Genomic DNA, 26,078 nt, shown 5'->3' with positions numbered 1-26,078 from the left:
GCCTGCTGAGATCAGAAGATCTCGATCAGGCCGGCCGCGCCCCGCTGAAATCGCGGGAGCGATTTCAGCCGAGTCTTTGCCGATGGGCGCGGTTGTCCGTCCTGATCAGAAGATCTCGATCAGGCCGGCCGCGCCCCGCTGAAATCGCGGGAGCGATTTCAGCCGAGTCTTTGCCGATGGGCGCGGTTGTCCGTCCTGATCAGAAGATCTCGATCAGGCCGGCCGCGCCCATGCCGCCGCCGATGCACATGGTCACCACGCCCCACTTGGCGCCGCGGCGCTTGCCTTCCTGCAGGATGTGGCCGGTCAGGCGGGCACCGGTCATGCCATAGGGGTGGCCGATGGCGATGGAGCCGCCGTTGACGTTGTACTTGGCCGGGTCGATGCCCAGCTTGTCGCGGGAATAGAGGCACTGCGAGGCGAAGGCCTCGTTCAGTTCCCACAGGTCGATGTCGTCGACCTTCAGGCCATGACGCTCCAGCAGACGCGGCACGGCGAAGACCGGGCCGATGCCCATTTCGTCAGGCTCGCAGCCGGCCACGGCCCAGCCGCGGAACGCGCCGAGCGGGGACAGGCCGGCCTTCTCGGCGGCCTTGGCTTCCATGACCACCACGGCGGCGGCGCCGTCGGACAGCTGGGAGGCGTTGCCTGCGGTGATGAACTTGCCTTCACCGCGGACGGGGGCGAGCTTGGCCAGGCCTTCCAGGGTGGTGTCGGGACGGTTGCACTCGTCGCGGTTCACCACGTAGTCGACGATCGACTCTTCCTTCGTCTCCTTGTTGACCACCTTCATCTTGGTGGCCATCGGCACGATCTCGTCGGCGAACTTGTTGGCTTGCTGGGCCGCGGCCATCCGGCGCTGCGATTCCAGCGAGAACTCGTCCTGGTATTCGCGGCTGATCTTGTAGCGCTCGGCGACGATGTCGGCGGTGTCGATCATCGGCATGAAGATCGCCGGATACTGCTGGGCGAGCTTCGGGTCGTTGTTCTGCATGGAGCCGCCGCCGCCCGGGAAGGACAGGGATTCCACGCCTCCGGCCACGACCACGTCGGCGCCGTCATTGCGGACATAGTTGGCCGCGGTGGCGATGGTCTGCAGGCCCGAGGAGCAGAAGCGGTTGACGGTCACGCCCGAGGTGGTGATCGGCAGGCCGGCCAACAGAGCGGCCTGACGGCCCAGATTGCCCGCGCCGTGCGCCACGTTGCCCAGGATGCAGTCCTCGACCGCGGCCTTGTCGACGCCGGCGCGCTCAACGGCGTGCTTCACGGCGTGGGCGGCCATGGAGACGGTCGGGGTCATGTTGAACCCGCCGCGCTGCGACTTGGCCAGGCCCGTACGGGCATAGGAAACAATAACGGCTTCGCGTGACATCAAAATCCTCCCAAAAATATGGACCGGCCTGGCCTTGCGGGGCGCGTCGCCGGAATTAGATCGGCGGCGACCTTAGGGTCCCGCAGCGTAAATGGCTAGGGAGACGCCGACTGACTTGGCTCAAGGCGCTGCAAAAACCCTTTCCCCCTCACCGTTTCCTGCTCTAGGGACGGGGACGCCCCCGGGCGGCGAACCTTCAGAAGGCGAGGCCTCATGGCTCAGGCAAATTTCACCCGGATCGCGCGGTCTTTCGGCATGATCGCCGTGGTGCTGAGCGCCTCGCTGATGCTGGCGTCCTGCGGCGGCCGCAATGGCGCGGAACGTCCGCCCGAGCCCGGTGACCAGGCCGTGGCCAAGGTTGATGGCCGTACGGTGTGGGCCTCCGACGTCAAGCGCGAGGCGGTCGCTCAAGGCCTGATCGGCGAGGGCGAGCCGCTGGATGTGTCTTCCGACCTGTTCCGGCGGGTGATGGACGAGGTCATCGACCAGAAGCTGCTGGCCACCGAGGCGCTCAAGCGCAAGCTCGACAAGGATCCGGTGGCCCAGCGCCGCCTCGCCGCCGCCCGCGAGCGCATCCTGGGCGACATGCTGGTCGAGAGCACGGTCTCCGACGCCGTGAACGAGAACGCGATCCGCGGCCTCTATCAAGAACAGCTCAAGCTCGCGAAGCAGTCAGAGGAGCTGCACGCCCGCCAGATCGTGCTGCCGACCCTGACCGAGGCCGACGCGGTCAAGAAGCTGCTGGCGACCGGCGCCTCCTTCGAGGCCCTGGCCATGGAGCGCTCCACCGACGCGGCTACGCGGTTCAACGGCGGCGACCTGGGCTACTTCACCACCGACGTGATGCCTGAAGCCTATGAGGCCAACCTGAAGGCCGCCAAGGTCGGCCAGATCGTCGGCCCCTTCGAGGTCGACGGGGGCTTCGCCATCGTCAAGGTCGAGGATCGCCGGCTGGAACAGCCGATCACGCTGGAGGCCGCCCGGCCGCAGATCGTCCGCTTCCTGACCTATGATCAGGTCCGCGACCTGCTGGAGAAGCTGCGCGGCCGCGCCAAGGTGCAGAGCCTGATCAAGGCGCCGCAGGACGTGCCCGGCCAACCCGAGGAGCCGGCCAGCGCCCCGCCTGGGCTCGCCGGCAAGGCCCCCGACCAGGGCTCCGACCAAACCCCCGACCCGAAAGCCGGCGCGTCTGCGCCCAAGCCGGTGAAGCCATGACCAAGACGCCCTCCAAGACCCCCGCGGCCAAGGCCAAGCCCGCCGCGAAGACCGCCAAGACCCCCGCCAAGTCGCCGGCCGAGCTGGCGCTGGAAGTCGCCGCCAAGCCGGTGGAGGTGGTCGGTCAGACCCTTGAGCGCGCCCTGGATCCTCTGGCCAGCGCCCTGAAGCGCGCGGCCCTGAAGCGCGCCGACAAGGCCTCGCGTCAGTTCGACGAGGAGGCCAAGCCCGCGACGCCTGCGCCGGCCAAGGGCGCCCTGCCGGTCTCGCCCCTGGTCGTGCCCTTCCCGAACATTCCGCCGATCGCCGGCGTCCAGCTCGCTACCGCCCGGGCCGGCTTCTACAAGCACGAGCGCGAGGACCTGATGGTCATGCGCTTCGCCAAGGGCACCAGCGCCGCCGGCGTCTTCACCCGCCATGGCGTGGGCTCGGCCCCGGTCGACTGGTGCCGCAAGCACCTGGAGCTGTCCAAGGGCGCCGATGCGCGGGCCCTGGTGGTCAACGCCGGCTGCGCCAACGCCTTCACCGGCAAGCCAGGCGCCGACGCCGTGCGCCGGGTGGCCTCGGCCGTGGCCAAGCGCTTCGACTGCCGCCAGCGCGACGTGATGATCGCCTCCACCGGCGTGATCGGCGTGCTGCTCGACGACGCCAAGATCGTCCAGCGCCTGCCCGACGTGGAAGCCAAGCTGGTGGACGACAACTGGGCTGGCGCCGCCCGCGCCATCATGACCACCGACACCTTCCCGAAAGGCGCCTACGCGGAAGCCGAGATCGACGGGGAGAAGGTGCGCATCGCCGGCATCTGCAAGGGCTCCGGCATGATCGCGCCGGACATGGCGACCATGCTGGCCTTTGTCGCCACCGACGCCAATATCGCGCCCGCCGCCCTGCAGACCCTGGCCAGCCTCTATACCCGCACCACCTTCAACTGCGTGACGGTGGACGGGGATCGCTCGACCAACGACACCCTGCTGCTGTTCGCCACCGGCCAGTCCTCGGCGCCCAAGATCACCCGGGCCGGCGACAAGCGCCTGGCCGACTTCCGGCGCAAGCTGGAAGCCGTGCTGCTGGACCTGGCCCTGCAGCTGGTCCGTGACGGCGAAGGCGCCACCAAGTTCGTCAAGATCAACGTCACCGGCGCCGAGACCCCGGCCTCGGCCCGCAAGATCGCCCGCACCATCGCCGAAAGCCCCCTGGTCAAGACCGCCTTCGCCGGCGAGGACGCCAATTGGGGACGGATCGTCATGGCTGTGGGCCGGGCGGACGAGAAGATCGACCGCGACCGGATCCGCATCCAGTTTGGGCCCCTGGTGGCCGCCCAGGACGGCCTCATCTCGCCCACCTATGACGAGGACAAGATGAGCGCCTACATGAAAGCCCAGGAGCTGGAGGTCAGCGTCGACGTCGGCGTCGGCCGCGGCACCGCCACCGTCTGGACCTGCGACCTGACCAAGCAGTACGTGGCCATCAACGGCGACTACCGCAGCTGATCGGCCGGCGCCGGTTCCCCCTGGGCGCGAGCCGGCTGGCGCAGGCGCGGCCTTGCATGCTCACGTGCAGGCTGTTGCAGGGGGATGAGTTGCGCAGACTGGGCGTCTTTATCGCAGGGGTGGCCTGGCTGGCCGCCGCCGGCGCCCAGGCGCGTCCCAGCCTGGACCCGCCGGACGTCACGGCTCCCGGCTACGCCAGCCCGACCTTGGAGGCCTATGAGGCCGCGCTGATGCGGGGCCGCCTGGCGGTCGCCGGCGGCCTGACCCGCGCCCTGCTGGCCCTGTCGAACGGGGACGCCGAGGCCGCCCTGGCCGAGCTCAACCCGGCCATCGAGGCGGCGCCGGACCTGGCCATCGCCTACGACATGCGCGGCGAGGCCTGGCGGCTGAAGGGCGAGTTCGACAAGGCCGAGGCTGACTTCGGCCATGTCCTGGCCGTCGATCCCTCCGATGTGCTGGCCCTGGGCGGCCGGGGACAGGTGCGCGCGGCGCGGGGCGACCTTGCCGGCGCGGCTGAGGATTTCTCCAACGCCCTGGCCCAGAAGCCGGAAAGCCGCTGGCTGCACGAGCTGCGCGGCGACGTCCGCCTGCGGTCCGGCGACGGCAAGGGCGCGCTGGAGGACCTGCTGCCCCTGGCCGCCGGCGCCCAGGATGACCCGGACATCTACGAGATGCTGGGCCGGGCCTGGCTGCTGGAGGGCGACGCCAAGCGCGCCCTGGCGGCCCTGGACCAGGCCGTGGCGCTTCGGCCTCGCGCCTTCGTCTATTTCGTGCGCGGCGTGGCCCAGCGCGCCCTGGGCGACGAGGCCGCCGCCGCCCGCGACTATGACCAGACCCTGGCCCTGTCGCCGAAGTTCCTGGCCGCCCTGGTGGCGCGGGCCGAACTGCGCGCCGACGCCGAGGACCATGCCGGCGCCGAGGCCGACTTCACCGCCGCCCTCGCCCAGCAGCCTGAGAGCGCCTACCTGCTGCGCCGCCGGGCGGCGGAGCGCTTCGGCCTGGCCGACTATGACGGCGCCCTGGCCGACTATGACCAGGCCCTGGCCCGCGATCCCAAGGACGCCCTGGCCTATGGCGGCCGCGGCGCGGTCTGGCGGGTGAAGGGCGACTCCGCCCGCGCCATCGCCGACTATGACCGGGCCATCAGCCTGGATCCCAAGGCCCTGCCGGCGGTGTTCAATCGCGGGCTTCTTTGGCTGCGCCTGGGGCAGGCGGCCAAGGCCGAGACCGATTTCGCCGCCGCCATCGCGCTGCGGCCCGCCATGGCCAAGGCCTGGTATGGCCGCGGCGTCGCCCGTCTGTCCCTGGGCGCCCTGAAGTCCGGCCAGTCCGACATCGACCACGCCACCGCCCTCGACGCCGAGGTCGGCGCCCTGTTCCAGGGTTTCGCCCCAGGACGCGCGGCGCTGCGCTAAACGCGTAAAGGTTGAGCTTCCGCTCGGCCTCGGGAATAGTCCCTCGGGGGCGCGCCGCGGAGTCGCCGCGCCATGGGGGGTGTTTCTTGAGACTGTTCCTGCTTCTCGCCGCCTGGCTGGCCACGGCGACCCTGGCCCAGGCCGCGCCGCCGCTGGAGGCCTATGGCAAGCTGCCCGGCGTGGAGTTCATGGCCCTTTCGCCCCGGGGCGAGCGCATCGCCATGGTGGTCCGCCATGGCGGGACCCAGAGCCTGCTCGTCGCCACCAGCAACGCGGTCGCTGAAACCCAGGTCTCGCTGGGGTCCCAGAACCTGCGCCGGGTGTTCTGGGCCGGGGACGACCACGTGGTCATGCTAGGCAGCGCCAGCATCAACGCGCCGGCCCTAGGCTTTCCGCGCCAGGAATGGATGGGCGCCGGGGTGCTTAACCTGAAGACCGGCAAGGCCCTGGTCATCTTCGACAAGTCACGCACCATGCTGGGCGCCGTGTTCGGCTGGTACGGCGCCGCCGAGGTGGATGGCCGCTGGTACGCCTATGTGGGCGGGGTGACTTACGAACAGGTCATGCCCACCTTCAATCCCAGGCCAATTCAGCCGAACCTCTATCGGGTCGACCTCGACACCGGCGAGGCGGTCCAGATCAGCCAGGCCGGCGCGGGCGACAGCGACTGGGCGGTCAACGCCCAGGGCGAGGTGGTGGCCCGCAGCGCCTTCGACACCCACGGCGAAGTCTTCCAGGTGCGCGCCGGCGCAAAGGGCGGAGCCGTGCTGCACAGCGCCCGCAATAAGGAGGGCGTCAACGCCATCGAGATCCTTGGGCTTGGCCGCAGGGCGGACACCGTCCTCCTGAGCGAGGAGGGGGCCTCGGGTCGGATCTTGCGGGAGCTCCCGGTCTCGGGCGGCGCCGGGGAGGCGCTGTCCCAGGGTGACAACACGGCCTATGCGCTGCGCGATCCCATCTCGCACCTGGTCATCGGGATGGTCAGCGACAGCGGGGCCAAGATCGAAATGTACGATCCGGCGCTGCAGAAGCGGGTCGAGATGGCCCGCCGCGCGTTCCGCACCAAGCGGTCCTACATCGCCTCGGCCGACAGCGGCATGACCCACATGCTGGTCCACACCGAAGGCGCTGGCGATTCCGGCACCTACTGGAACATCGACATCGCCGCCAAGTCGGCCAAGCCCATCGGCTTCGAGTATCCCGCCGTCCATGACGCCGACGTCGGGGAGTCGCGGATGTTCGCCTACAAGGCGGCGGACGGCCTGCCCCTGGAAGGCGCCCTGACCCTTCCGGGCGGGCGTCCAGCCAAGGGCCTGCCCCTGGTGATCCTGCCGCATGGCGGGCCGATCGTGCCCGGCGATCAGCCCGGCTTCGACTGGATCGCCCAGGCCTTTGCGTCGCGGGGCTATGCCGTGCTGCAGCCCAACTATCGGGGCACGCTGGGCTATGGGGAAGACTTCCGCCGGGCCGCCCAGGGCGAATGGGGCCGCAAGATGCAGACGGACCTGTCCGACGGCGTCGCCGCCCTGGCCGCCGAGGGCCTGATCGATCCCAAGCGGGTCTGCATCGTGGGCGCCAGTTACGGCGGATACGCCGCCCTGGCCGGCGTGACCCTGCAGAAGGACATCTACCGATGCGCGGTGTCGGTCGCCCCGGTCACGGACCTGCCCAAGTTCATTATCTGGGTGAATGTCCGCCAGCAGGGAGATTCACGGGCCCGCCGGTTCTGGACCGAACTCGTGGGGGCCTCGTCCGGACCGGGGGCGGCGGACATCTCGCCCGCTCGCCAGGCCGACAAGGCCCAGGCGCCGATCCTGTTGATCCACGGCGCCGACGATACGGTCGTGCCGATTGAGCAGAGCAAGACGATGGAGCGGGCCCTGAAGAGCGCGGGCAAGCCGGTGCAGATGGTCACCCTGAAGGGCGAGGATCACTGGCTGTCGGACGAGCCGTCCCGCATCGCCCTGCTGAACGCCGCCGTCGCCTTTGTCGAAAAGCACAATCCTCCGGACTGATCTGCAGCCCGGAGGATCGCGCCCTAAGGTTTTAGTCCAGGGGGCTCCAGCGCTTGGGCTCGGCGGCCTGGCGCTTGGGGCCCTTGAACTGGGACTGGTCGATGGGCGTGGTCGAGGCGCCAGGACCCGAACGGCCCGGGGGCTTGCCGCCAGCCGCCGCGCCGCCGCCGGAGCGCTTGCGGTTGCGGGTCTTGCGCAGGCCGGGCGGCAGGTCCGAGCGGCCCTCGGGCCGGCGGTCCGGGTTTCCGCCCTTGCGATGCGGCTGGCGCTGACGGCCCTCGCCGGCGGCTTCGGCCGGCATGTGGGTGGTCATCAGGTGCAGGCTCTTGTCGCCCCGGCGATCCTCATGCGGGATCGTCTGGCGGGTGACCTTCTGGATGTCCTTCAGCAGGCCGCGTTCTTCTTCGCCGCAGAAGGCGATGGCCGAGCCGTCGGCGCCGGCCCGGGCGGTCCGGCCGATGCGGTGCACATAGGCCTCCGGCACGTGCGGCAGCTCGTACTGGACCACGTGGCTGACGGCGTCGATGTCGATGCCGCGGGCGGCGATGTCGGTGGCGACCAGGGCCTGGACCTCACCGGCCTTGAAGGCGGCCAGGGCGCGCTCGCGCTGGCCCTGGCTCTTGTCGCCGTGGATGGCGGCGGCGGTGACGCCGGCCTGTTCCAGGGACTTGGCCACCCGGTCGGCGCCGCGCTTCGTCCGGGTGAAGACGATCACCCGCTTGAAGGCCCGCTCGGCGAACAGCTCGTTCAAGAGGGCGCGCTTGCGGGCGCTCTCGACGAAGATGACCTTCTGCTTGATGCGCTCGACGGTGGTCGAGGGCGGGGTCACCGACACCTTCAGGGGGTTCGGGTTCAAGAGCTCGGCGGCCAGGCTTTCGATCTCGCTCGGCATGGTGGCCGAGAAGAACAGGTTCTGGCGCATGCGCGGCAGCTGCTTCACGATCCGCCGGATCGGGACGATGAAGCCCATGTCCAGCATCTGGTCGGCTTCATCGAGGACGAAGGTCTCGACGCCCTGCAGGGTGATGGACTTCTCCTGCAGGTGGTCGATCAGGCGGCCAGGGGTGGCCACCAGCACGTCGACGCCGCCAGCCAGGGCGCGCATCTGCGGGCCGTACTTCACGCCGCCGAACACCACGGCCACCGAGACGCCCAGGTGGGCGCCATAGGTCTTGAAGCTCTCGGCGATCTGGGTGGCCAGCTCGCGGGTGGGCGACAGCACCAGGACGCGGCAGCCGCGGCGCGGGGCCGGCTTCCGGTCATTGGCGATCCGGTGCAGCAGGGGCAGGGCGAAGGCGGCGGTCTTGCCGGTGCCGGTCTGGGCGATGCCCAGGAGGTCGCGGCCGGTCATCACGCCCGGAATGGCCTGGGCCTGGATCGGGGTCGGGGTGACATAGCCCTCGTCGGCGAGCGCCTTGAGCAGGGGCTTGGCCAGGCCGAGGTCGGTGAATTGAGTCAAGTGTCAGATCTCTCACATGTGCGCCGAGACCGGCCCATCGCTGCAAGCGAGGGTCGCGGGGACGCGGGTCATTTGTGGAAAGCCCCCGCGTGGCGGGGCGATCTATGCGATCTCTTCAGGGCGCTCGACAGGCTGGTCCCGAACCCGGGACCATCACGCGACTGGAGCGCCGATAGCGCCACAGGTTTTTTGCAGCGCAACATGCAAATGAGGCCTGGGGCGCGGAAAGTCAAGGTTGCGCGGCCATTGCAATTTGCCGCCCAGCCCGCGAGGAAGGGCCATGTCCGAGCCCCAATCCCAGACAAAGTCCATGCTGCTCGTCGCCGCCGCCGCCCTGGTCGACTCCGATGGCCGGGTGCTGATCTGCCAGCGGCCGCCCGGCAAGTCACTGGCCGGCCTGTGGGAGTTTCCGGGCGGCAAGGTCGAGGCCGGCGAGACGCCGGAGGCCTGCCTGATCCGCGAGCTGAACGAGGAACTGGGGATCACGGTCAACAACGCCTGCCTGGCGCCCTTCGTGTTCGCCAGCCACGGTTACGATTCATTTCACCTGCTCATGCCATTGTACCTGGTCCGTCGGTGGGACGGCGTGGTCGAGGCCAAGGAGCATTCGGCGCTGGCATGGGTGAAACCTGCGAAACTCGGCGACTATCCGATGCCCCCGGCCGACGCGCCGCTGGTGGCCTGGCTGCGCGACCTAATCTAGGCCGGTTCCTGGCCCGGTTCGCCGCTGACGAGACCGGTGCGACCATGGTGGAATACGCCATCTTCGCCGGCGTGCTGGGCGTGGCCCTGGTCACCGCCTTCAGCGTGTTTGAGACCAAGCTCTATGACATCCTGACCCGGGCCGCGACGGCCATCGAGGCGGCGATCAGCTAATCTCGTCTTATGGACGACTGGCTTTCCCGATTCCTGGCCGCCGAGGGCCTGCCGCCCGCCTATGCCCAGGTGGTCGAGCGGGTCTGCACGCCGCTGGCCGACACCATCGTGGCGCGCCGCACAGGGCCAGGCTTTGTGGTCGGGATCTGCGGGGCGCAGGGGAGCGGCAAGTCCACCCTGAGCGCCGTCCTGGCGCACCAGCTCGAGGCGCGGGGCCTGAAGGTCGCCACCCTGTCGATCGATGACCTCTATCTGACCCGCGCCGAACGGCAGGTCCTGGCCCGCGAGGTCCATCCTTTGCTGGCGACCCGCGGCGTTCCGGGGACGCACGATGTGGACCTGGGCGTCCAGGTGCTGGCGGCCCTGGCCCAGTCCGGCCGCATCGCCCTGCCGCGCTTCGACAAGGCGGTGGATGACCGCGCCGCGCCGGAGACCTGGCCGGTGATCGCAGGGCCGGTGGATGTGATCCTGTTCGAGGGCTGGTGCGTCGGCGCGCGGCCGCAAGCCGAGGCCGACCTCGCTGCCCCGGTCAACACCCTGGAGCGGGAGGAGGACGCGGGCGGCGCCTGGCGCGCTTACGTCAACGCCGCCCTGGCCGGCCCCTATCGGCGGCTGTTCGCGCCCATCGGCTTCCAGGTGCTGTTACGCGCGCCGGGCTTCGAGGTGGTGCTGGCCTGGCGCCGCGAGCAGGAGGCCAAGCTGCGGGCCCGATTGGCGGCGGAGGGACAGGACCAGGGCCGGGCGATGGACGACGCTGGCGTCGCCCGCTTCATCGCTCACTACGAACGCCTGACCCGTTGGATCCTGGCCGACATGCCCGCCCGCGCCGATCTGGTCCTGCCCATGGACGAGGGGCGGAAAATCATCGCCTGATGTCGGCGAGGCGCCGGCGCAGCCGTCCTCGGGTCATAAGGAGGATGTGAGCCATGCCGAAAGTCACCCCGTTCCTGTGGCTCGAGAGCGGCGCCCTGGACGCGGCCCGCTTCTATGTGAGCCTGTTCCCCAATTCCGAGGTCACGGGCGGCGAGGCCGCGGGGCCAGGCGGGCCGCCCCTGACCGTCAGCTTCAAGCTGGATGGGGTGGAGTTCATCGCCCTCAACGGCGGGCCGCACTTCAAGCTGAACGAGGCCTTCTCGATGTCGGTGTCCTGCCAGGACCAGGCTGAGGTCGATCGCCTGTGGGCCGCGCTGACCGCTGATGGCGGGGAGCCTGGCCGCTGCGGCTGGCTGAAGGACCGCTTCGGCGTGTCGTGGCAGATCGTGCCGGTGCAGCTGCACGCCTGCCTGGGGCATCCAGACCCGGTGAAGGCCGAGCGGGCGCGGCAAGCCATGTTCACCATGTCCAAGCTCGACATCGCGGCCCTGGAGGCGGCGGTCGCGGGGTGAGCGGGGAGGGGTGAGCCTCCCCGCCCAGCCAGGTCAGGCGCCGGCCATCCGGGCGCCGGCCAGGAAGTCCATCTTGCCGAGCGGCACGCCTTGGGCGCGCAGGATCGCGTAGGCGGTGGTGACGTGGAACATGAAGTTCGGCATCGAGAAGGTGGTCAGGAAGCTCGCGCCGGTGAAGGTCATGGTCTGGCCCGGGAACTTCAGCTCGATGGTCTCGTCCTCGCGGCCGGCGATCTGTTCCGGCTTGAGGCTCTCGACATAGGCGATGGTCTTGGCCAGGCGCTCCTTCAGCTCGGCGAAGGTGGTCTCGGTGTCGGGCATGCTGGGCGCCTCGACGCCGGCCAGGCGGGCGACGCCGCCCTTGGCGCCGTCGCTGACCATCTGGATCTGGCGGGTCAGGGGATGCATGTCCGGCGCGATCCGGGCGTCCAGATAGGTGGCGATATCGACGCCGTTGGCCTGGGCGTGGGCGGCGGCCTTGTCGAGAATGGCGACCAGGTTGCGCAGCATGTTCAGGTAGACGGGCGCCGAGGCGTCGTAGAGGGAAAAGCTCATCTGGAAATCCAATCGAAGAGTTGAGCGAGGCAGATAGGTCGGCGCGAGGCGGGGCGCCAGGGCTCAGTTCGGGGAGGGCTCGGTCTTGCGCCACTGGGCGCGCATCTCCTCCATCTGGCGCCGCCACTTGGCGCGCAGGACGGCGGGGCGCTCGGGATAGCGGTCTTCCAGGAACTCGGCGTCGGTGACCCGGTCGGTGCGGAAGCTGCGGAAGTCGGCGCGCAGTTCGCACCAGGCGACCAGCATGCGGGTGGTGTCGCGATAGCCGATGGTCACCGGCCAGATGATCCGCTCGCTGTCGGCGCCGGCCTCGTCCTTGTAGGCCAGCCGGATCTTGCGGCCGGCGTGGATGTGGGCGCGGACCCGGGCCATGTCGAGGCCGTCGGGGACGACCTTCCAGGCCGGCGGGGCGCCTGAGGCGGGCTCGATCACATAGGGCCGCAGGCGCTCGGGCACCGCCGCGCCGATCTTGCCGATCAGGTCCTTGGCCGCGCGGGCCAGCGCCGGGTCGCCCCGGCTGGCCACCCACTGGGCGCCCAGAACCGCGGCCTCGATCTCGTCGGGGGTGAGCATCAGGGGCGGCAGGTCATAGCCGCCGTCCAGCACATAGCCCACGCCCGCCTCGCCCCGGATCGGCACCCGCTGGGCCATCAGGTCGGCGATGTCGCGATAGATGGTGCGCTTGGAGGTCTCGAGCTCCAGCGCGATGGCGTCGGCGGTGATCGGCCGGCGGGAGCGGCGGAAGATCTGGATGATCTGGAACAGTCTGTCGGCGCGTCGCATGGACATCGGTATGCGCTCTCCCTGGCGCCAGCATACTGTCAGCAGGGTGGCAGGAGACAAGTTTCATCACCGCCCCCTGAACGTCATGGCCGGGCTTGTCCCGGCCACCCATACGCGCCTGACTATGGGATTGGGGTGTGGTGGTTCGGCTCGCACATCTGCGTCCACCGCGGAGTTCATGGGTGGCCGGGACAAGCCCGGCCATGACGGTTCTATTTTTGGAAGGGGATGGGCGGTTGACCCCCGCCCGTCTGAGCCTATGGGATAGGGCCGCAGTCCTTGGGGGTCACATGTTACGCCGTCTTTTCGCCGCCTGTGTTGCGGTGGTCGCGCTGTCCGGTCCGGCTTTGGCCGAGGCCCCCAAATGGGACGTGAACGCCCCGCCTGGGCCGGCGAAGGACGCCAAGATCGACGTCACCTCCGGCACCTGGCTGTCCCTGGATGTGAGCCCGGACGGCAAGGAGGTGGTCTTTGACCTGCTGGGCGACCTCTATGTGATCCCGATTGCGGGCGGCGAGGCCAAGGCCCTGACGACCGGCGTCGCCTGGGACATGCAGCCCCGCTATTCGCCCAATGGCCGCTGGATCGCCTTCACCTCGGACCGGGGCGGCGGCGACAATATCTGGGTGATGAACCGCGACGGCTCTGACCTGCGCGCCGTCACCAAAGAGACCTTCCGCCTGCTGAACCAGCCGGCCTGGTCGCCGGACAGCGAGTTCATCGTCGCGCGCAAGCACTTCACCAACACCCGCTCGCTGGGGGCCGGGGAGATGTGGCTCTATCACCGCTCGGGCGGCGATGGCGTGCAGCTGACCAAGAAGCGCACGGACGAGAAGGACACCAACGAGCCGGCCTTCTCGCCGGACGGCCGCTACCTCTATTTCAGCGACGACGTGACGCCGGGCGGGATCTTTCAGTACTCCAAGGACGTCAACGGCCAGATCTATGTGATCCAGCGGCTGGACCGGCAGACCGGCGAGGTCAGCCAGTACCTGAACGGCCCCGGGGGCTCGATCCGTCCGACCCCCAGCCATGACGGCAAGGCCTTGGCCTTCATCCGGCGGGTCCGGTACAAGTCGACCCTCTATGTGATGGACATCGCCTCGGGCCGCGAGATCCCGCTCTATGACGGGCTGGACCGCGACATGCAGGAGACCTGGGCCATCCACGGGGTCTATCCGGCCATGGCCTGGACCCCCGACGACAAGGCCATCGTGTTCTGGGCCGGCGGCAAGCTGAACCGGATCGATGTGGCCACCAAGTCGGTCAGCAACATCCCGTTCCATGTGAAGGCGACGCGGCGGATCGAGAGCGCCGTGCGCTTCCCCGTCGAGGTGGCGCCCAAGGACTTCAAGGTGCGCATGCTGCGCTGGACGGCCGTCTCGCCCAAGGGCGACAAGGTGGTCTACCAGGCGCTGGGCAAGCTGTGGATCAAGGACCTGAAGGGCGGGGCGGCCAAGCGCCTGACCCAGCAGAGCGCGGACGACGAGTACTATCCGGCCTGGTCCCGCGACGGGAAATCCATCGTCTACACGACCTGGAACGACGATGCGTTCGGCACGGTGCGCGTGGTTCCGGCCACGGGCGGTGAGGGCCGGGTGATCACGGCCCAGCCGGGGCATTACCTGGAGCCTGCCTTCAGCCCTGACGGGGCCAAGGTGGTCTACCGCGCCACCACGGACGGCTACCTGCTGTCGGCGGTCTGGGGCCAGGACACCGGGCTCTATGTGGCCTCGGCCAAGGGCGGCTCAAAACCCGTCCGTCTGCTGAAGGACGGCGAGCAACCGGAGTTCGGATCGGACGCGAACCGGGTGTTCTTCGTCAGCCGCGAGGCCGAAGGTAAGCGGGCGCTGAAGTCCATCAGCCTTGACGGCGCCGACGAGCGGACCCACGTCATCAGCGACTTCGCCACCGAATACGCGGTCTCTCCCGACCAGAAGTGGGTGGCGTGGACCGAGCGGTTCAACGCCTATGTCAGCCCCTTGGTCACCACCGGCAAGGCGGTCGAGCTGTCGCCCAAGACTACGGCCTTCCCGGTGGCGCGCGTCACCCGCGACGCCGGGAACTACCTGCACTGGGCAGGCGATTCCTCGCGCCTTTGGTGGTCGCTCGGCTCGGAGCTCTATGCGCGCGACGTGAAGGACGCCTTCGCCTTCGCCGACGGGGCGCCCAAGGACCTGCCCAAGCCGGCGGAGCATGGGACTGACCTCGGCTTCACGGTTCCGTACGCCGCGCCCACCGGCAAGCTGGCCCTGACCGGCGCCCGGATCATCACCATGAAGGGCGACCAGGTGATCGAGGACGGGACGGTGGTGATCGAGGCCAACCGCATCGTCGCGGTCGGCCCCCGCGCCAGCGTCGCGGTTCCCGCCGGGGCCAAGGTGATCGACGTGGCCGGCAAGACCATCATGCCCGGCCTGATCGACGTCCACTGGCACGGCTCCATGGGCTCGGACCAGATCATCCCGCAGCGCAGCTGGATCAACTACGCCGCCCTGTCCTTCGGGGTGACCACCCTGCACGACCCGTCGAACGACAGCGCCGAGATCTTCGCGGCCAGTGAGCTGGCCAAGGCGGGCGACATCCTCGCGCCGCGGATCTTCTCGACCGGGACCATCCTCTATGGGGCCAAGGCGCCCTATACGACCCAGGTCGATAGCCTGGACGACGCGCTCTCGGCCCTGCGCCGCATGCAGGCGCTCGGGGCCTTCAGCGTGAAGAGCTACAACCAGCCCCGCCGCGACCAGCGTCAGCAGATCATCGAGGCGGCCCGCCAGCTGAAGATGATGGTGGTGCCCGAGGGCGGCTCCCTGTTCGAGCACGACATGACCATGGTGGTCGACGGCCACACCGGGGTGGAGCACTCGATCCCGCCGGCCAAGATCTATGATGACGTGCTGCAGCTCTGGGGCCAGTCGGACGTGGGCTACACGCCGACCCTGATCGTCGCCTATGGCGGCTCGTTCGGGGAGAACTACTGGTACCAGCACTCTGACGTCTGGGCCGACCCGCGGCTGTCGCAATACGTGCCGCGCCGTATCCTGGACAGCCGCGCGCGGCGCCGGACCATGATCCCGGCCGACGAGGACAACCACATCGACATCGCCCGGGGCGTGAAGGCGCTCGATGACGTGGGCGTCGGCGTCCACCTGGGCGCGCACGGCCAACGTGAGGGCCTGGGCGCGCACTGGGAGATGTGGATGATGGCCCAAGGCGGCATGTCGCCGATGCGGGTGCTGAACGCCGCGACCCTGTCCGGCGCCAAGTACCTGGGCCTGGACAAGGACCTGGGCTCGCTGGAGCCGGGCAAGCTCGCCGACCTCCTGGTGCTGGACGCGAACCCCTTGGAGAACATCCGCAACACCACGGCCATCAAGTACACGGTGGCCAACGGGCGGGTGTTCGACGCGCTCAGCATGACCGAGCTCGGTGGTCCGGCGCGCAAGCCCTTCTGGTTCCAGGACGCCGGCGGCGAAGCCTGGGGCGCCGGCGCGGCCGCCGCCGCGGCCCGGGCCGAGACCGAGGACTGATGCCCTAAGTTGCTCCCCCTCTGGGGGAGCTGTCGCGGAGCGACTGAGGGGGCCGACCCGGAGGGGCGGTAGCTGAGTCAGCAACCGCTTGCTGGCGCAAGCGGCCCCCTCCGGCCCTCTGGGCCACCTCCCCCAGCGGGGGAGGACCTACTGCTTCGGCGCGCGGTCCTTCGGCGTGTAGTCCTCTTCGATGTGGCCTTTGAGCTGGTCAGCCGTGAACAGGACCGGCTTCATCTTCATGGCCACGAACATCGGGGTCTGGTCGGCGTAGTGGGGCGACTGGGGGTCGCTGGTGGCCGCGCCGAACTGGTGGATGCTCTGGGAGCTGAGCTTGCCGGCTTTGTCCCAGGTCACGAACATGATGAAGGTGTCGCCGGCCTTGGCGGTGAGCTTGCCGTTCTTCTGGGGCTCGCCATAGACGGCGCGATAGGTGTCCGGGCCGCCGTCTATCCCGAGGTCCACGTCGCCGTGGCGGATGCGGTTGACCTCGCCCCACTCCGGATCGAGCCGCTTGAAGTGCTTCTTCAGCGTACCGATGGCGGTGGTCAGGGCTGCGCGCAGGTCCGGGGTCTGATGCTTCTCCCGGGCGGTCAGCACCGGCTGGGCGACCAGCAGGGCCAGGGCCGCGCCACGGTTCTTCACGTCGGTCTTCAGGTCCCACCCTTTGAGGATCTTCTGGGCGGCGAGGATGTCGGCGTCGCCCTTGGCGTCGAGGGCGATGAGCTCGCCCATCAGGGCCGCGACCTCGGAGCGACGGCTGTAGGCGATGTCGAACTTGTAGGCCGCGAACTCGTCCGCCGTGATCGACGCATCCGCGCCGAAGGTCTCCTGGGCCCGCATCGCCCGGTTGGTGGTGTTGGTCTGGATGCCCATGGAGGCCGGGAAATCGGCGGGCTTCAGGTCATCGGCCGGGGCGGTGGCGTCGAACGGCGTGTTGTTGGAGTTGAACACGTAGCCCGACTTGGGATTCCAGATTTGCGGGACCTTGTCGAAGGGCAGGTAGCCATTCCAGATCAGGTCCGAACGGTCGCCGGGAAGGATCCCGGACCAGTCGGCCTTGGCCGTGCGGTTGGGGAACTGGGCGTTGTAGACGTAGCCGATATTGCCCTTCTCGTCGGCGTAGACGTAGTTGATCGAGGGCAGGGCCTGCAGGGCCATGGCCGCGCGCCATTCGGCCAAGTCCTTGGCCTTGTCGAGGCGGTAGTACTGCTCGACCTGGCGGATCTCGCCCATGCCGGCGTAGCGGATGGCGAAGACGCCGTTGGGTGTCTTCAGCACCGGTCCGAAGGCTGAGCGCAGCACCGGCCTGTGGACGGTCCAGGTGAGCGGGCCGAACACCTTGACCTTCAAGGCCGCGTCCGAGACCTCGAAGGCCTTCCACTGGCCGTCCAGCTTGTACTGGTTCTCGTTCGCCGGGTTCACGGTCAGGCGGTAGACGTCGATCAGGTCCGGCTTGTTGACCGTATTGGCCCAGCCGAGATGCGCGTTGTGGCCGTGCAGCATGAAGGGCGAGCCGGGGAAGAAGCCGCCGGCGACGTGCCAGCCCTGGCCGCTCTCCAGCACCGCCTCGTACCAGGCGACGGGGCCGGAATAGGGCTGGTGCGAATTGACCAGCAGGCGCGTGGCGCCGTCGGCGGAGCGCGAGGGGGCGATGGCGATGCCGTTGGAGCCCACGGGGAGCTTCTTGGCCGGGCCTTCCGCCTTGGTGTTCAGCTCGGTCAGGGTCCCGTCCAGACCGTAGAAGAACGGGGTCTTGAAGATGAAGCCGGCGACGATGTCCTTGCCGGTCAGGGGCAGCATGCCCGGCGCGGCCTGGGCGGTGTGCAGGGCGGCGTAGTAGTTCACCCCGTCGGCATAGGCCTCGACCACCTGGCGGACATCGGCGGGCAGCTTGTCGTAGCCCTCGTCCACCGTCTCCTTCACACGCAGGACGCGGGCCAGGTAGTCGGTGACCGCCCCGGACTTGCCGACCACGGCGGCCAGGTCGCCGCGCGAGGTCAGCGCCGTCTCCTGGATGGTGATGAAGTCGTCCTCGGCGTGGGCGAAGCCGAGGCCGAAGGCCACGTCGGCGTCGCGGGGCCCGAAGATGTGCGGCACGCCGTAGGTGTCGCGCTTGATGCGGACCTCATAGCGGTCGGCGGCGCCGAGCATCTGCTGGACGAGGGCGGGGCTCGGCCCGGCGCTGCGCACCATCAGGCTCATGACCACCGAGATCAGGACGAAGACGCCCATCAGGACGATGATCCCGCGCACCAGGTAGAGGGTGAGCTTGCCGGTGGGCTTGGGCGCGGGCGTGTCGGTCATGGGGCGGTCTCCGGAACGGAGCCGGAGACCTAGGCCTTTTTGACGGGTTGGGAAATCACCCGGCGGGCTTCGACGGCAGGAACTTCGGATTGCGCAGCAGGGCCGCGCTGGCCAGCGCCACGAGAAGGCCGACCGGGAAGATCTCCAGGAAGGTCATGGGCAGGCGCTGGACGGGATCGGCGTAGGCGACCTTCATCGCCTCCAGCTCGGCCGCAAGCTTGGCGTAGGCCGCGCCGGTGACGCCCGCCGCCCGCTTGGCCGCCAGGGTCTGTTCCACGTACTCGCCCATGAAACGGTAGTGGGTCAGCGCCAGATAGCCCTCCCAGGCGACGACATAGGCCACCGAGGCCACGGCGGCGATCGCCAGGCCGATCCCGAAGGCCGGCCAGAAGCCGATGGCGCCGCCCAGCACCCGGTCGCGATGCTGGCGCACGCCCATCAGGATCGACGACAGGGCGATCAGCATGATCAGATAGCCCAGCAGAACCCCGCCCGAATGGCCGGGACTGTGGGCCAGCGGCAGGGTCGCGATGATGCCCGCGATAATGATGAGGCCCGAGATCAGGCCATAGGTCAGGATGAGGCGGGCCATGTCGGGCTCCTTGTGTTGCGCAGGCCCGGAGCCTGTCGCCAGCGCCACTGTGGCGCCATCGCCCGAAAGGGTGAATTCGTCTCACCTCTCCGCGGCGCGCGGGGGTCAGGGGATGAGCCCCGCCTCCCGCGCCCGGTTCAGCGCCTGGGTGCGGCGGGTGACCTCGAGCTTGGCGTAGAGGTTGGCGAGGTGGGTCTTGACCGTATTGGGCGACAGGCCGAGCGCCCGGGCGATCTCCTTGTTGGACCGGCCGGCGGCGAGCTCGGCGAGCACCTTCCGCTCCTGGCCGGTGAGCCCGAGACTATCCGGGGCCAGGGGCGCGGCCGGCGCCGGCGGGCGATGGCTGAGCCGCCAGCCGACCCACAGGCCGCCCAGCGCAAAGCCCAGCCCGATCAGCCCCACATAGGCCTCGCGCGGAAACACCCGCAGCAGGTACTGCGCCTCCAGCCACTGGAGGGCGAAGGCCCCCGCGGCCAGGACTACGGCCCAGATGAGGATGGTGCGCGCCATGACTGGGATGGTGCGGGATCAGGTGCGGGCGTCAATCCTGCTCATCCCACGCCCCCACCGCTCGTCATGGCCGGGCTTGTCCCGGCCACCCATACGCGCCGGATCGATGGGTTTGGAGCGCGGCGGGGCAGCCAGCGCACAGCCGTCTCAAACGGAGTTCATGGGTGGCCGGGACAGGCCCGGCCATGACGACCTGGGTTGGAGGACTCAGGCCTTGGGACGCGGCTTCAGCCAATCGAGACTGAAGGCCTTCTGCAGCCGTTCCTGGGCGCCCGGTCGAACCCGTGAGACCCGCACGACCTCCTCCGACAGCGCCCATTGGCCGCCGAGGTTCGCCTGCCTCAGATGCGCTTGTACTTGCGGTCCCAGATCCGCGCTTGAGAAGAGCGAATAGGTATAGCTGTCGTGGTAGAGGGGCGGGCCCCCGATGGCGTACCAGGGGTCGGTGATCAGGCCGAGCACCAGCTTGTCCGCCCTGCGCAGGAACACGGCGTCGGGTGGATCGCGGTCCTCCGGCGCCCGCAGCAGCCAGGCAGACTGGAACGTGTCCCAGGCCTGTTCCTTCATGCGATCCAATGACGGACAAGCGGTCAGGACGCCGTCCGGCGCCCAGGTCCCGACAAACTCGACCAGCGCCAGCCAGAGCGTCTCGTTGAACACCATGTCCGGCGAGTCGGGGACATAGGTGTCCTGGATGACGCCGAAACGCTTGTCCAACCCGGCGTCGCGCACGATGTCGGGGAAGGTCGAGTGGTCATCCAGGCCGGCGACGAAGCGGACATCCACTCCGGACACTCACCCCTCCTCCCGCGGCAGCGGGTGCTCCACCGTGTTGAGCGCGTCGGCCAGGCGCATTTTGGCCGAGCCGGGCTTGAGGGGCTGTTGCTGGATGGAGGACGGGGTCCAGCCGGTGAGGGTGAGGATCTCGAAGGTGGCGGGGATGCGGCCGTCGGGGCCCGCGAAGCGCTCGAAATAGAGCTCGAAGGCGCGGCCCAGCACGGCGCGGGTGAGGGGGCGGGGGTGGCGTTCGGCCAGCACGCTGGTCTCGCCCATGGCTCGCAGGTCGGCGATCAGCTTCAGGGGGTGGTCGTAGCGCACGGTCACCCGGTCGACATCGGCCACCGGCAGGGCGAAGCCGGCCCGCTGCAATAGGCTGGCGGCGTCGTTGGGATCGGCGAAGGGCGAGACGCGGGGGCCGGCGCCGCCGGTCAGCTCCACCTCGGCGTCGAGCATGACCTGGCGCAGCTCGGTCAGGGTCGCGCCGCCGAAAAGGGCGCCGACGAACAGGCCGTCGGGCTTCAGCGCCCGGCGCACCTGGATCAGGGCGCCGACGACGTCATTGGTCCAGTGCAGGGCCAGGCTGGAGACCACCAGGTCGAGGCTCGCGAAGGCGAAGGGCAGGGCCTCCTCGTCGGCGGCGACGCGGACGCCTGCCCGGCCGGCCAGCATCCCTTGTGAGATGTCGGTCTCGACCAGCAGGCCCACGCGGGATGCCGCGTCGCTCTCTGCCAGGGCGCGGGCGAAGGCGCCGTTGCGGGCGCCCAGATCGACAGCCGCCGGAAAGTCGCGGATGATCGTCTCCAGCCGCATGACGATGTCCTCGGCGGCGCGGCGCTTGAGGAAATCGGCCTGGCCATAGGTCGCCGCGGCGCGGTCCAGCCGGGCGCGCAACAGGGCGCGGTCGAAGATGCGGGGGGTGAGGGGCGTCGACATGAACCCGCAAGATGGCGTGTCGCGGCGCTGGAGGGAACCGGGGCCGCGGTTGAAAGTGTTGCGCCAGCTCCTCAAGCGCATTCGGCCAGGAGCCCGTTGGAGGAGCCGGGCGGTTAACTATTGGTCGCATTGAGATCCCGCTGGCGTCCAGCCTAGGCTTGATGCAACCTTTGAGCGTGTCGTCGCCAAGATTCCTTCAGCTGAATAGAACCTGGAACGCGGAGCCGAACGCCCCCGCTGAACGCGTGACCGTGTCCGGTGCGACTGTGGAGCTGGACTTCGAGTTCAATGCCTTCGCCTTCGATGCGCTAGAGGGTGAGCGCGGGAGTTTGGTGTTCAACGACTGCGCGCGGTGGCGGCTCGGACCCACCAATGATGAGGGCTGGTATCGCGGCAAGTGCCGTTACAGCGACCTCGCGCCGCGCTGGGGGGAGTTCTTTGAGATCGTCGGGGATGACCCGGACCGCGACCTGCCGAGCGACTGGGCCGTACTCAGCCCCACCACGCAGGTGCACCGGCATTTCCTCTTCTATCTGCGCGATGACACCTTTGAGTGCCTCGCCTTGGACTGGCGGCTGGACCGCCCGAGCAAGGACTGAGGGTGGCGAGGGGTAAGGCTTGGCAGTTTGGCGCCGGACGGCAGCCGTTGCATATTGCAGGCTTCAGCCTGACACGCCTCGCGACGGCCGCGCTCGACCTCATCCTCCCGCCCATGACCCTGGACGGCGGCGCCCGCGCCCTGACCGGCGGTCTGTCCGCCGAAGCCTGGGCGCAGGTGACCTTCCTCGACGATCCGGTCTGTGACGGCTGTGGCGTGCCGTTCGAATTCAGCCTAGGGCCAGGCGTACGGTGCGCAGCGTGTCTGGCCAGGCCCCGGGCGTTTGATCGGGCGCGCGCGGCGTGCCTGTACGACGACGCTTCGCGCGGGCCGATCCTGCAGTTGAAGCATGCGGACCGCACGGACCTGGCGCCGATGTTTGCGCGCTGGCTGAGCCGGGCCGCGCGGGATCTCCTGGCCGACGCCGATGCGATCGCGCCCGTGCCTCTGCATCCCACCCGCCTGCTGCGGCGTCGGTTCAACCAGTCGGCGGAGGTGGCGCGGCCCCTGGCCCGGCTGTGGGACAAGGCCTATCTGGCCGATGCGCTGCGCCGGGTGCGGGCGACGGAGACCCAAGGCGGCAAGTCCGGCGGTGGGCGGCGGCGCAATGTGGCGGCGGCCTTCGCCGTGCCCGCCTCTCAGGCGAAAAGGGTGGTGGGCAAGCGCATCCTGCTGATCGATGACGTGATGACCACGGGCGCCACATTGGAAGGCTGCGCGCGGGCCCTGAAGGCCGCCGGCGCGGCTTGCGTCGATGTGGCCGTCATTGCGAGGGTGAAAGAGGCGGCGAACCGCCCCATATAGTCCGTTCGAGGACAACAGCGTTTAGAAGGCCATGAGCAAGGTCACCATCTACACCAAGCCCTTCTGCCCCTACTGCATCCGCGCGGTCTCGCTGCTGGAGAAGAAGGGTGTCGCCTTCGACGAGATCGAGGCGGCGTTCGATCCGGCCAAGAAGCAGGAAATGATGCAGCGCGCCGGCGGGCGGGCGACCTTCCCGCAGATCTTCATCGGCGATCAGCACATCGGCGGCTGCGACGACATGATGGCCCTGGAAGCCCGCGGCGAGCTGGACCCGCTGCTGGCGGCCTGAGGCGTCGGACTTCCTCCTGATGATCTGCGCCGCAGGCGAGGTCGTATCAGGACACGAAGGACACAAAGGAAGCGAAGGACACCAAGCCGCTTCATCTGGAGGCGTCGATGTCTGGACCGATTGCGCGCAAAGCGCGCCTTTGTGGTCTTTGCTTTCTTCGTGACCTTTGTGTCCCAAGTGGCGTGGGCCGGATGCTCGGCGTCGGCGGCGGTTGCAGAGCCCTCTTGCAAAGCTCGCCCTGACGCGCATCTAGGTGAGCCATGACCTACCGTGTCGGACTGATCCAGACCCGCACCCCGGCGCGCCATGCCGCCGCCCTTGAGCACGTGGCGCCGCTGGTGCGCGGGGCCGCCGCCCAGGGCGCGCGGTTCATCGCCACGCCCGAGGGGACCAACATCCTGCAGAAGGACCGGGAGCAGTTGCTGCCGCAGCTCACCCTGCTGGCCGACGATCCCGTGGTGCAGGGCCTGCAGGCCCTGGCGGTGGAGCTGGGGGTCACGATCCTGGTGGGCTCGGCGCTGGTCAAGCGCGAGGACGGCAAGGCCGCCAACCGCGCCGCCCTGATCGCGCCGTCGGGCGAGATCGTCGCCACCTACGACAAGCTGCACATGTTCGACGTCGACCTGCCCAATGGCGAGACGGCGCGGGAGAGCGCGACCTATGAGCCCGGCGACCGGGCGGTGACAGCCAAGGTCGACGGGCTGAAGCTCGGCCTGACCATCTGCTACGACATGCGCTTCCCGGCCCTTTACCGGGCTTTGGCCCTGGCGGGGGCCGAGGTGATCGCCTCGCCCGCCGCCTTCACCCGGCCCACGGGCGAGGCGCACTGGGAGGTGCTGCTGCGGGCCCGCGCCATTGAGACCGGCAGCTTCGTGCTCGCCCCGGCGCAAGGCGGGTTCCACGAGGATCGGCGCGGCACCTGGGGCCACACCATCGCTATCGGCCCCTGGGGCGAGGTGCTGGGCGAACTGGCCCATGACGAGCCCGGCGTGCTGGTGGTCGACATCGATCCGGCCGCCTCGGCCAAGGCCCGCGCCGCCATCCCCAACCTGAAGAACGCGAGGCCGTTCTCGGAGCCTGGGGTGGTCTGATGATCAAGTACGCCCTCGCCTGCGAGCACGGGCACGAGTTTGAAGGGTGGTTCGGCTCGTCGTCCGACTATGACGACCAGCAGGCCTGCGGCCTGCTCGAATGCCCGGTCTGCGCCACCAAGGCGGTGGTCAAGCAGATCATGGCCCCCGCCGTAGCCGGGACCAAGCGCACGACGCCCGACCTGCCGCCCCAGGCCCGGCAGATGATGATGGAGGCCCTGGGCCAGGTGCGCCGCCACGTGGAAGAAAACTTCGACTATGTGGGCGACACCTTCGCCCGCGAGGCTCGCGCCATCCACGAGGGCAAGTCCGAGGACCGCGGCATCTATGGCGAAGCCTCGCCCCAGGAGATCCGCAAACTGGTCGACGACGGCGTGCCCATCGCGCCCCTGCCGCCGGACCCGGCCAAGGCGGCGAAGAAGGTGAACTAGCTTTGCCGCTCACCCCGGCGAATGCCGGGGTCCAGATCGTAGAGCGCAAGGTTATCCGATCTGGCGCCTGCCCGCATGCGCCGTGGGCTTCACCTGGATCCCGGCATTCGCCGGGATGAGCGGTTTCGGGGCGTCGGTGGTCAGACGACCGGCGTCATGCCGACTTGGGTTGCCGGGGCTATCTGAGCGCCATACGGTCCCGCCTCAGTTCAGACCTCGGAGCTTTTGATGATCCGCTTCACCGCCGCCGCCGGCGCCGCCCTGTCGGCGGCCGCGCTCGCCACCTCCGCCAGCGCCCAGACGGCGCCCCGGCCGGACCAGCTGGCCTTTCGCGAGCTCTACAAGGAGCTGATCGAGACCAACACCACCCTGTCGGTAGGCAGCTGCACGGCGGCCGCGGAGAAGATGGCCACGCGGCTGAAGGCGGCGGGCTATGGGGACAAGGACGTCCAGGTGATCGTGCCGCCGCAGGACGCCCGCTGGGGCGCCCTGATCGCCGACCTGCCGGGGACCGACGCCAAGCTGAAGCCCGTGATGCTGTTGGCCCACATCGACGTGGTCGAGGCCAAGCGCTCGGACTGGGTGCGCGATCCCTTCACCCTGGTGGAGGAGGGCGGCTACTTCTACGCCCGCGGCGCCAGCGACGACAAAGCCATGGCGGCGTCGTTCACCGACAACATGATCCGTTACAAGAAAGAGGGCTTCAAACCCCGGCGCGGCCTGCGCCTGGCGCTGACCTGCGGCGAGGAAAGCCCGGACAGCTTCAACGGCGTCGAGTGGCTGCTGGCCAACCGGCCCGAGGTGATGAAGGCCGAGTTCGCCCTGAACGAGGGCGCGGGCGGGCGGCTGGACGCCAAGGGCGAGCGGGTCTTCCTGGGCATCCAGGCCGGCGAGAAGGTCTATCAGGACTATGTGCTGACCGTGACCAATCCGGGCGGCCACTCCTCGCGGCCGGTGAAGGACAACGCCATCTATCACCTGGCCGGGGCGCTCAGCCGGCTGGGCGCCTATGACTTCCCGATCAAGATCAACCAGGCCACCCGCTTCCACTTTGAGCGCATGGGACCCATCGAGGGCGGCGAGACCGGGGCGGCCATGACCGCGCTCGCCAAGGACCCGACCAATTCGGCCGCGGCGGCCATCGTGGCCCGCGACCCCAGCCGCAACTCGATGATGCGCACCACCTGCGTGGCCACCATGCTGAACGCCGGCCACGCCCCCAACGCCCTGCCGCAGCACGCCGAGGCCAACGTCAATTGCCGCATCCTGCCTGGCGAGGACATCCAGGCCATCCGCGCCGAACTGGAAGGCGTGTTCGCCGACCCGGCGGTGAAGGTGACCCTGGTCGGCAAGCCCAGCCCCGTGACCCCGCCGCCGGCCCTGACCAAGGCCATTCTGGGCCCGGCCGAGAAGGTCGCCGCCAAGATGTGGCCGGGCGTGCCCCTGGTGCCGGCCATGTCCACCGGCGCCACCGACGGCCGTTTCACCAACGCCGCGGGCGTGCCGACCTATGGCCTGTCGGGCATGTTCGGCGATCCGGACGGCGGCGGTACGCATGGCCTGAACGAACGCATCCGCGTCCGCTCGCTCTATGAGGGCCGTGACTTCCTCTACGAGGTGGTCAAGCTCTACGCGACCCAGAAGTAGCCCG

General features: G+C 69.1%; 24 protein-coding genes. 15 read left to right on the top strand and 9 right to left on the bottom strand.

Annotation, left to right across the window (positions count from 1 at the left end):
• Positions 1-199: 199 nt before the first annotated feature.
• Entirely contained in the window at positions 200-1,372 is a 1,173-nt protein-coding gene (locus ACFQ27_RS02645) for an acetyl-CoA C-acyltransferase (RefSeq protein ID WP_374346995.1), read from the bottom strand.
• 213 nt (positions 1,373-1,585) lie between these two features.
• Here ACFQ27_RS02645 and ACFQ27_RS02640 point away from each other — a divergent pair, with 213 nt between their 5' ends.
• The 4 genes from ACFQ27_RS02640 (at position 1,586) to ACFQ27_RS02625 (ending at position 7,507) form a co-directional block, all read left to right on the top strand.
• Positions 1,586-2,587: a peptidylprolyl isomerase gene (locus tag ACFQ27_RS02640; RefSeq protein WP_374346998.1), complete on the top strand. Its 1,002-nt coding sequence runs from the start codon at positions 1,586-1,588 to the stop codon at positions 2,585-2,587.
• Positions 2,584-4,077: a bifunctional glutamate N-acetyltransferase/amino-acid acetyltransferase ArgJ gene (argJ, locus tag ACFQ27_RS02635; protein ID WP_374347000.1), complete on the top strand. Its 1,494-nt coding sequence runs from the start codon at positions 2,584-2,586 to the stop codon at positions 4,075-4,077. Before ACFQ27_RS02640 ends, argJ begins: the two co-directional genes overlap by 4 nt.
• A gap of 56 nt (positions 4,078-4,133) precedes the next feature.
• The gene (locus ACFQ27_RS02630) at positions 4,134-5,492 is read left to right on the top strand and encodes a tetratricopeptide repeat protein (RefSeq protein ID WP_377352323.1); all 1,359 of its coding nucleotides are present in this window, start codon (positions 4,134-4,136) and stop codon (positions 5,490-5,492) included.
• Positions 5,493-5,578: 86 nt separating this feature from the next.
• Positions 5,579-7,507 (top strand): alpha/beta hydrolase family protein, encoded by a 1,929-nt coding sequence (locus ACFQ27_RS02625; RefSeq protein ID WP_377352321.1) that lies wholly within the window; start codon positions 5,579-5,581, stop codon positions 7,505-7,507.
• Between the two features lie 31 nt (positions 7,508-7,538).
• On the opposite strand, the gene ACFQ27_RS02620 is transcribed toward ACFQ27_RS02625, so the two are convergent.
• The gene (locus tag ACFQ27_RS02620) at positions 7,539-8,966 is read right to left on the bottom strand and encodes a DEAD/DEAH box helicase (RefSeq protein WP_374347005.1); all 1,428 of its coding nucleotides are present in this window, start codon (positions 8,964-8,966) and stop codon (positions 7,539-7,541) included.
• A 280-nt stretch (positions 8,967-9,246) separates the two neighbouring features.
• Between ACFQ27_RS02620 and ACFQ27_RS02615 the strand changes: the two genes are divergently transcribed.
• From ACFQ27_RS02615 to ACFQ27_RS02600, 4 genes are read left to right on the top strand one after another with little or no spacing between them, the layout of a single operon-like run.
• On the top strand, positions 9,247-9,669 hold the full coding sequence (locus ACFQ27_RS02615; protein WP_377352319.1) for a (deoxy)nucleoside triphosphate pyrophosphohydrolase: 423 nt from the start codon (positions 9,247-9,249) through the stop codon (positions 9,667-9,669).
• Between the two features lie 44 nt (positions 9,670-9,713).
• Positions 9,714-9,842: a hypothetical protein gene (locus tag ACFQ27_RS02610; protein ID WP_374347009.1), complete on the top strand. Its 129-nt coding sequence runs from the start codon at positions 9,714-9,716 to the stop codon at positions 9,840-9,842.
• A gap of 9 nt (positions 9,843-9,851) precedes the next feature.
• A complete protein-coding gene (locus ACFQ27_RS02605) occupies positions 9,852-10,715 on the top strand; it encodes a P-loop NTPase fold protein (RefSeq protein WP_377352317.1) in 864 nt (287 codons plus the stop codon).
• A gap of 53 nt (positions 10,716-10,768) precedes the next feature.
• A complete protein-coding gene (locus tag ACFQ27_RS02600; protein WP_377352315.1) occupies positions 10,769-11,227 on the top strand; it encodes a VOC family protein in 459 nt (152 codons plus the stop codon).
• 33 nt (positions 11,228-11,260) lie between these two features.
• On the opposite strand, the gene ACFQ27_RS02595 is transcribed toward ACFQ27_RS02600, so the two are convergent.
• Positions 11,261-11,782 (bottom strand): DUF1993 domain-containing protein, encoded by a 522-nt coding sequence (locus tag ACFQ27_RS02595; RefSeq protein WP_377352314.1) that lies wholly within the window; start codon positions 11,780-11,782, stop codon positions 11,261-11,263.
• A gap of 63 nt (positions 11,783-11,845) precedes the next feature.
• Positions 11,846-12,565 (bottom strand): helix-turn-helix transcriptional regulator, encoded by a 720-nt coding sequence (locus tag ACFQ27_RS02590; RefSeq protein WP_374347023.1) that lies wholly within the window; start codon positions 12,563-12,565, stop codon positions 11,846-11,848.
• Between the two features lie 290 nt (positions 12,566-12,855).
• Here ACFQ27_RS02590 and ACFQ27_RS02585 point away from each other — a divergent pair, with 290 nt between their 5' ends.
• Positions 12,856-16,095, top strand: a complete 3,240-nt coding sequence (locus ACFQ27_RS02585) for an amidohydrolase family protein (protein ID WP_377352313.1) — start codon at positions 12,856-12,858, stop codon at positions 16,093-16,095.
• Between the two features lie 147 nt (positions 16,096-16,242).
• Here ACFQ27_RS02585 and ACFQ27_RS02580 read toward each other — a convergent pair whose 3' ends face one another.
• The 5 genes from ACFQ27_RS02580 to ACFQ27_RS02560 all read right to left on the bottom strand — a co-directional run bounded on the left by ACFQ27_RS02580 (position 16,243) and on the right by ACFQ27_RS02560 (position 21,214).
• A complete protein-coding gene (locus ACFQ27_RS02580) occupies positions 16,243-18,399 on the bottom strand; it encodes an acylase (RefSeq protein ID WP_377352312.1) in 2,157 nt (718 codons plus the stop codon).
• A gap of 55 nt (positions 18,400-18,454) precedes the next feature.
• The gene (locus ACFQ27_RS02575) at positions 18,455-18,991 is read right to left on the bottom strand and encodes a DUF4199 domain-containing protein (protein WP_377352311.1); all 537 of its coding nucleotides are present in this window, start codon (positions 18,989-18,991) and stop codon (positions 18,455-18,457) included.
• Between the two features lie 105 nt (positions 18,992-19,096).
• Positions 19,097-19,501, bottom strand: coding sequence for a helix-turn-helix transcriptional regulator (locus ACFQ27_RS02570; protein WP_377352310.1), 405 nt, complete (start codon positions 19,499-19,501; stop codon positions 19,097-19,099).
• Between the two features lie 207 nt (positions 19,502-19,708).
• Complete coding sequence (locus tag ACFQ27_RS02565; RefSeq protein ID WP_377352309.1) at positions 19,709-20,296, bottom strand: hypothetical protein; 588 nt, start codon at positions 20,294-20,296, stop codon at positions 19,709-19,711.
• Positions 20,297-21,214 carry a methyltransferase domain-containing protein gene (locus ACFQ27_RS02560; protein ID WP_377352307.1) on the bottom strand — a complete coding sequence of 306 codons (918 nt, stop codon included), beginning with the start codon at positions 21,212-21,214 and terminating at the stop codon, positions 20,297-20,299.
• A gap of 245 nt (positions 21,215-21,459) precedes the next feature.
• Between ACFQ27_RS02560 and ACFQ27_RS02555 the strand changes: the two genes are divergently transcribed.
• The 6 genes from ACFQ27_RS02555 to ACFQ27_RS02530 all read left to right on the top strand — a co-directional run bounded on the left by ACFQ27_RS02555 (position 21,460) and on the right by ACFQ27_RS02530 (position 26,074).
• Positions 21,460-21,813, top strand: coding sequence for a hypothetical protein (locus ACFQ27_RS02555; protein ID WP_377352305.1), 354 nt, complete (start codon positions 21,460-21,462; stop codon positions 21,811-21,813).
• A gap of 47 nt (positions 21,814-21,860) precedes the next feature.
• Complete coding sequence (locus tag ACFQ27_RS02550) at positions 21,861-22,616, top strand: ComF family protein (RefSeq protein ID WP_377352304.1); 756 nt, start codon at positions 21,861-21,863, stop codon at positions 22,614-22,616.
• 31 nt (positions 22,617-22,647) lie between these two features.
• Positions 22,648-22,905, top strand: coding sequence for a glutaredoxin 3 (gene grxC, locus ACFQ27_RS02545; RefSeq protein ID WP_374348863.1), 258 nt, complete (start codon positions 22,648-22,650; stop codon positions 22,903-22,905).
• A 260-nt stretch (positions 22,906-23,165) separates the two neighbouring features.
• Positions 23,166-23,996: a carbon-nitrogen hydrolase family protein gene (locus ACFQ27_RS02540; RefSeq protein ID WP_377352303.1), complete on the top strand. Its 831-nt coding sequence runs from the start codon at positions 23,166-23,168 to the stop codon at positions 23,994-23,996.
• Positions 23,996-24,427, top strand: coding sequence for a DUF1178 family protein (locus ACFQ27_RS02535; RefSeq protein WP_377352301.1), 432 nt, complete (start codon positions 23,996-23,998; stop codon positions 24,425-24,427). Before ACFQ27_RS02540 ends, ACFQ27_RS02535 begins: the two co-directional genes overlap by 1 nt.
• Positions 24,428-24,655: 228 nt before the next feature.
• Positions 24,656-26,074, top strand: a complete 1,419-nt coding sequence (locus tag ACFQ27_RS02530; RefSeq protein ID WP_377352300.1) for a M20/M25/M40 family metallo-hydrolase — start codon at positions 24,656-24,658, stop codon at positions 26,072-26,074.
• The last annotated feature ends 4 nt before the right edge of the window (positions 26,075-26,078 follow it).

It is taken from the genome of Phenylobacterium conjunctum (genome assembly GCF_042679085.1).
In the GTDB taxonomy this organism is placed as follows: domain Bacteria; phylum Pseudomonadota; class Alphaproteobacteria; order Caulobacterales; family Caulobacteraceae; genus Phenylobacterium; species Phenylobacterium conjunctum.
This window is presented reverse-complemented; position numbering and strand designations above follow the sequence as displayed.

Bases quoted from the DNA above. Each gene is read 5' to 3' on its own strand.
- ACFQ27_RS02530 (WP_377352300.1), top strand. From the start codon at position 24,656: ATGATCCGCTTCACCGCCGCCGCCGGCGCCGCCCTGTCGGCGGCCGCG.
- ACFQ27_RS02615 (WP_377352319.1), top strand. From the start codon at position 9,247: ATGTCCGAGCCCCAATCCCAGACAAAGTCCATGCTGCTCGTCGCCGCC.
- ACFQ27_RS02600 (WP_377352315.1), top strand. From the start codon at position 10,769: ATGCCGAAAGTCACCCCGTTCCTGTGGCTCGAGAGCGGCGCCCTGGAC.
- ACFQ27_RS02645 (WP_374346995.1), bottom strand. From the start codon at position 1,372: ATGTCACGCGAAGCCGTTATTGTTTCCTATGCCCGTACGGGCCTGGCC.
- grxC (WP_374348863.1), top strand. From the start codon at position 22,648: ATGAGCAAGGTCACCATCTACACCAAGCCCTTCTGCCCCTACTGCATC.
- ACFQ27_RS02610 (WP_374347009.1), top strand. From the start codon at position 9,714: ATGGTGGAATACGCCATCTTCGCCGGCGTGCTGGGCGTGGCCCTGGTC.
- argJ (WP_374347000.1), top strand. From the start codon at position 2,584: ATGACCAAGACGCCCTCCAAGACCCCCGCGGCCAAGGCCAAGCCCGCC.
- ACFQ27_RS02595 (WP_377352314.1), bottom strand. From the start codon at position 11,782: ATGAGCTTTTCCCTCTACGACGCCTCGGCGCCCGTCTACCTGAACATG.
- ACFQ27_RS02640 (WP_374346998.1), top strand. From the start codon at position 1,586: ATGGCTCAGGCAAATTTCACCCGGATCGCGCGGTCTTTCGGCATGATC.
- ACFQ27_RS02535 (WP_377352301.1), top strand. From the start codon at position 23,996: ATGATCAAGTACGCCCTCGCCTGCGAGCACGGGCACGAGTTTGAAGGG.
- ACFQ27_RS02560 (WP_377352307.1), bottom strand. From the start codon at position 21,214: ATGTCGACGCCCCTCACCCCCCGCATCTTCGACCGCGCCCTGTTGCGC.
- ACFQ27_RS02590 (WP_374347023.1), bottom strand. From the start codon at position 12,565: ATGCGACGCGCCGACAGACTGTTCCAGATCATCCAGATCTTCCGCCGC.
- ACFQ27_RS02580 (WP_377352312.1), bottom strand. From the start codon at position 18,399: ATGACCGACACGCCCGCGCCCAAGCCCACCGGCAAGCTCACCCTCTAC.
- ACFQ27_RS02605 (WP_377352317.1), top strand. From the start codon at position 9,852: ATGGACGACTGGCTTTCCCGATTCCTGGCCGCCGAGGGCCTGCCGCCC.
- ACFQ27_RS02575 (WP_377352311.1), bottom strand. From the start codon at position 18,991: ATGGCCCGCCTCATCCTGACCTATGGCCTGATCTCGGGCCTCATCATT.
- ACFQ27_RS02570 (WP_377352310.1), bottom strand. From the start codon at position 19,501: ATGGCGCGCACCATCCTCATCTGGGCCGTAGTCCTGGCCGCGGGGGCC.
- ACFQ27_RS02630 (WP_377352323.1), top strand. From the start codon at position 4,134: ATGCTCACGTGCAGGCTGTTGCAGGGGGATGAGTTGCGCAGACTGGGC.
- ACFQ27_RS02540 (WP_377352303.1), top strand. From the start codon at position 23,166: ATGACCTACCGTGTCGGACTGATCCAGACCCGCACCCCGGCGCGCCAT.
- ACFQ27_RS02585 (WP_377352313.1), top strand. From the start codon at position 12,856: ATGTTACGCCGTCTTTTCGCCGCCTGTGTTGCGGTGGTCGCGCTGTCC.